The organism is Mesorhizobium sp. M4A.F.Ca.ET.090.04.2.1 (genome assembly GCF_003999085.1).
Lineage (GTDB): Bacteria > Pseudomonadota > Alphaproteobacteria > Rhizobiales > Rhizobiaceae > Mesorhizobium.
In genome coordinates this window covers 12,501-16,867 of the sequence record NZ_RZOT01000054.1, presented here as the reverse complement: position 1 = coordinate 16,867, position 4,367 = coordinate 12,501, and the positions used below count along the sequence as shown (strand labels likewise).

At 55.7% G+C, this 4,367-nt stretch carries 1 protein-coding gene, 1 tRNA gene and 2 rRNA genes; all 4 read right to left on the bottom strand.

The window, feature by feature from the left end; genetic code table 11:
* Positions 1-63: 63 nt before the first annotated feature.
* The 4 genes from EN781_RS06445 to EN781_RS06430 all read right to left on the bottom strand — a co-directional run bounded on the left by EN781_RS06445 (position 64) and on the right by EN781_RS06430 (position 4,248).
* Positions 64-330 (bottom strand): type II toxin-antitoxin system ParD family antitoxin, encoded by a 267-nt coding sequence (locus EN781_RS06445; RefSeq protein WP_126059349.1) that lies wholly within the window; start codon positions 328-330, stop codon positions 64-66.
* A 588-nt stretch (positions 331-918) separates the two neighbouring features.
* A tRNA-Met gene (locus tag EN781_RS06440) sits at positions 919-995 on the bottom strand.
* A 151-nt stretch (positions 996-1,146) separates the two neighbouring features.
* Positions 1,147-1,261 (bottom strand): 5S ribosomal RNA (gene rrf, locus EN781_RS06435).
* Between the two features lie 187 nt (positions 1,262-1,448).
* Positions 1,449-4,248: ribosomal RNA gene (locus tag EN781_RS06430) — 23S ribosomal RNA — on the bottom strand.
* Between the last annotated feature and the right edge of the window lie 119 nt (positions 4,249-4,367).

Here is a 4,367-nt window from a genome sequence, read left to right as displayed (position 1 = left end):
TCATAGAGCTGTCCGAGTTCGGCTTCCGCCATGGGATGAAAGACAACCCGATTACTCCATTCCCTACTTGGCTTTCGCCTGCTTCGCGCGATGACGCGCTTCAAGCTGGGAAAAAACCGTTTCGGCGGGAACTCTCTTCGCCGGATCTTGCTGAAGCTCGGCCAGGCGCCCCGGGACCTCCTCGCGCAGCCATTTCTCCCGCTCCGCCTCGAAGTCCTCGAGCATGCGCAGACCGGCGCGGACGACCTCGCTGGCATTGTTGTAGCGGCCTGATTCGAGCTGCTTCCTGATGAAGCTCTCGTAGTGGTCGTTCAGAGCATAATTGGGCATGGCAACCTCTGGAAAAAGATGTCCGGCCATAGGAACCATAGCAATAGATGTCAGCTATTGCCAGCATTGGCCGATTCGGCCGATCTCTGCCTCTGATTCGGGGATTATCCCGCAGGGCTTGATTCGCCGATTCGGCAGAACCGAGATATCGCCTCGGCCCCGATGACGCCGGCGCGATCGAGCAATCTGGTGCAATCGACAGCTCCGACGATCTACTCTCGCCATACAGGCGGGACGACGGGCACTGAAGCCGGTTGAGAAGGAGGCCCGCCGGCTAAGTTCATTTCACATCTGGTTGCGGTCGCCGCTCCGATTCGGGCTTTCGCTGTTCGCTTCGGCTCTGGATCAGGCGGAGCTCGTCCGCGGTGTCGGCCTCCCCTCCTTTGCGGGCACCAGACGAGAGCAATCGGCCGGGCGGCCAAAGCAAATCGGCCCCCCGTTTTGGTATTTGGTTGCGGGGACAGGATTTGGCTTTTTTGTCGCCGCGGCGTCGGCCTTGCCTCGTTGCGGGCCGCTGATGCGGGTTAAGATCGCCGGCCATTGCGACCAAATACAAAACGGCCCGCGCGAGGCGGGCCGTTTTGTATTTGGTTGCGGGGACAGGATTTGAACCTGTGACCTTCAGGTTATGAGCCTGACGAGCTACCGGGCTGCTCCACCCCGCGTCAACTACGAGCAAGCGTTAGCTTGCGTCCTTAGAGGTAAGTTTGAGCTTACCGGAATCAAGAGGCCTGCCAAATGAAAGGGCCGCTTGCGCGGCCCGGGATCCCGTTTGGCGGGCCTATCGTAATGAGAAGATGAACGTGCGTTTGGCAGACCTGGCAGCGACCTACTCTCCCGCGTCTTGAGACGAAGTACCATCAGCGCTGGAGCGTTTCACGGCCGAGTTCGGAATGGGATCGGGTGCAGCCGCTCCGCCATAACCACCAGGTCGGCGAAACGCACGTTGTTCGAGAAGCTGTTTTTTGTGCCTTGGATGTTCATTTGGCCTGGCACCTTTCGAAGCGAAGCTTCGCAAGGCCGACCGGCCGTCGGCGCCGATGCGCCGCACCCACGTAGCGCCGCCCGAAGGGCGGAACAAGCGTGAGTGAGAACAAAGATGGATATTAGGAATGAGAACGATCAAGCCGATCGAACTATTAGTACCGGTAAGCTTCAAGCGTTGCCGCTCTTCCACACCCGGCCTATCAACGTGGTCGTCTTCCACGGTTCTCAGGGAATACTCGTTTCAAGGTGGGTTTCCCGCTTAGATGCCTTCAGCGGTTATCCCGTCCGGATATAGCTACCCTGCTATGCGGCTGGCGCCACAACAGGTCCACCAGAGATCCGTCCATCCCGGTCCTCTCGTACTAGGGACAGATCCTTTCAATATTCCTACACCCACGGCAGATAGGGACCGAACTGTCTCACGACGTTCTGAACCCAACTCACGTACCGCTTTAAATGGCGAACAGCCATACCCTTGGGACCTGCTCCAGCCCCAGGATGCGATGAGTCGACATCGAGGTGCCAAACAACCCCGTCGATATGGACTCTTGGGGGTCATCAGCCTGTTATCCCCGGCGTACCTTTTATCCGTTGAGCGATGGCCCTTCCACGCGGGACCACCGGATCACTATGACCGACTTTCGTCTCTGCTCGACTTGTCAGTCTCGCAGTCAGGCAGGCTTATGCCATTGCACTCAGCGAACGATTTCCGACCGTTCTGAGCCCACCATCGCGCGCCTCCGTTACTCTTTAGGAGGCGACCGCCCCAGTCAAACTACCCACCATACATTGTCCCGGACCCGGATAACGGGCCGCGGTTAGACATCCATAGAGATAAGGGTGGTATTTCAAGGGTGGCTCCACCAAGGCTGGCGCCCTGGCTTCAAAGCCTACCACCTATCCTACACATGCCACTACGAATGCCAATGTAAAGCTATAGTAAAGGTGCACGGGGTCTTTCCGTCTAACCGCAGGAACCCCGCATCTTCACGGGGAATTCAATTTCACTGAGTCTATGCTGGAGACAGCGGGGAAGTCGTTACGCCATTCGTGCAGGTCGGAACTTACCCGACAAGGAATTTCGCTACCTTAGGACCGTTATAGTTACGGCCGCCGTTTACTGGGGCTTCGATTCAGAGCTTGCACCCCTCCTCTTAACCTTCCAGCACCGGGCAGGCGTCAGACCCTATACGTCGCCTTGCGGCTTCGCAGAGCCCTGTGTTTTTGATAAACAGTCGCTACCCCCTGGTCTGTGCCACCCTCCTCTGCTTGCGCAGAAAAGGGTCACGCTTCTTCCGAAGTTACGCGTGCAATTTGCCGAGTTCCTTCAGCATAGTTCTCTCAAGCGCCTTGGTATACTCTACCAGACCACCAGTGTCGGTTTCGGGTACGGTCTATAAGGAGGAGCTATTTCCTGGAACCGCTCCGCTGCCCAACCAATCCGATAAGGTTGAACAACTTGTGCAATCCGTCACTACCTCCAGGCCCACGAATATTAACGTGGTTCCCATCGACTACGCGTTTCCGCCTCGTCTTAGGGGCCGGCTAACCCTGCTCAGATTAACTTTAAGCAGGAACCCTTGGTCTTTCGGCGGGGGAGTCTCTCACTCCCCTTACGTTACTCATGTCAGCATTCGCACTTCTGATACCTCCACCGCCCCTCACGGGTACGGCTTCATCAGCTTACAGAACGCTCCGCTACCGCTCGTGATTGCTCACGAACCCTAAGCTTCGGTGTATGGCTTTAGCCCCGTTACATTTTCGGCGCAAAGACCCTTATTTAGACCAGTGAGCTGTTACGCTTTCTTTAAATGATGGCTGCTTCTAAGCCAACATCCTGGTTGTTTTGGGATCCTCACATCCTTTCCCACTTAGCCATAACTTGGGGACCTTAGCTGTAGGTCAGGGTTGTTTCCCTTTTCACGACGGACGTTAGCACCCGCCGTGTGTCTGCCGACTAGTACTCCCAGGTATTCGGAGTTTGGTTAGGTTTGGTAATCCGGTGAGGACCCCTAGCCCATCCAGTGCTCTACCCCCTGGGGTATTCGGTCGACGCTCTACCTAAATAGATTTCGCGGAGAACCAGCTATTTCCGAGTTTGATTGGCCTTTCACCCCTAGCCACAAGTCATCCCGAACTATTGCAACAGTTATGGGTTCGGTCCTCCAGTAAGTGTTACCTTACCTTCAACCTGCTCATGGCTAGATCACTCGGTTTCGGGTCTAATGCGACGAACTGAACGCCCTGTTCAGACTCGCTTTCGCTGCGCCTACACCTATCGGTTTAAGCTTGCTCGTCACACTAAGTCGCTGACCCATTATACAAAAGGTACGTGGTCACCCTTGCGGGCTCCCACTGTTTGTAGGCAATCGGTTTCAGGTACTCTTTCACTCCCCTTGTCGGGGTGCTTTTCACCTTTCCCTCACGGTACTAGTTCGCTATCGGTCATGCACGAGTACTTAGGCTTGGAAGGTGGTCCTCCCAATTTCAGACAGGATTTCACGTGTCCCGCCTTACTCGAGGACGATTGATCGCATTACGCGTACGGGGCTGTCACCCGCTATGGCCCAACTTTCCAGAAGGTTCCGCTTGTCTCTCAATCGCCACTGGCCTGGTCCGGGTTCGCTCGCCACTACTTCCGGAGTCTCGGTTGATGTCCTTTCCTACGGGTACTTAGATGTTTCAGTTCCCCGCGTTCGCCACTTTATCCCTATGTATTCAGGATAAGTTACCTATTATCGATACTTGGAAACCACAGCGGCAGATCGCTCTGCAGCTCTGATTTTCCAAGTACCTTAGGTGGGTTTCCCCATTCGGAAATCTACGGATCAAAGGGTATTCGCACCTCCCCGTAGCTTATCGCAGCGTATCACGTCCTTCATCGCCTGTGCATGCCAAGGCATCCACCAATTGCCCTTAAGACACTTGATCGTTCTCATTGCCAATATCCATCTGCGCGATCCAAAGGATCGTCGCTTCAGCCCTCCCCTTGCGAGGTTAGCTAAGCGCGACCTCGAAGAGATCGTCGCCTGAACCAGATCCTGTGCGGG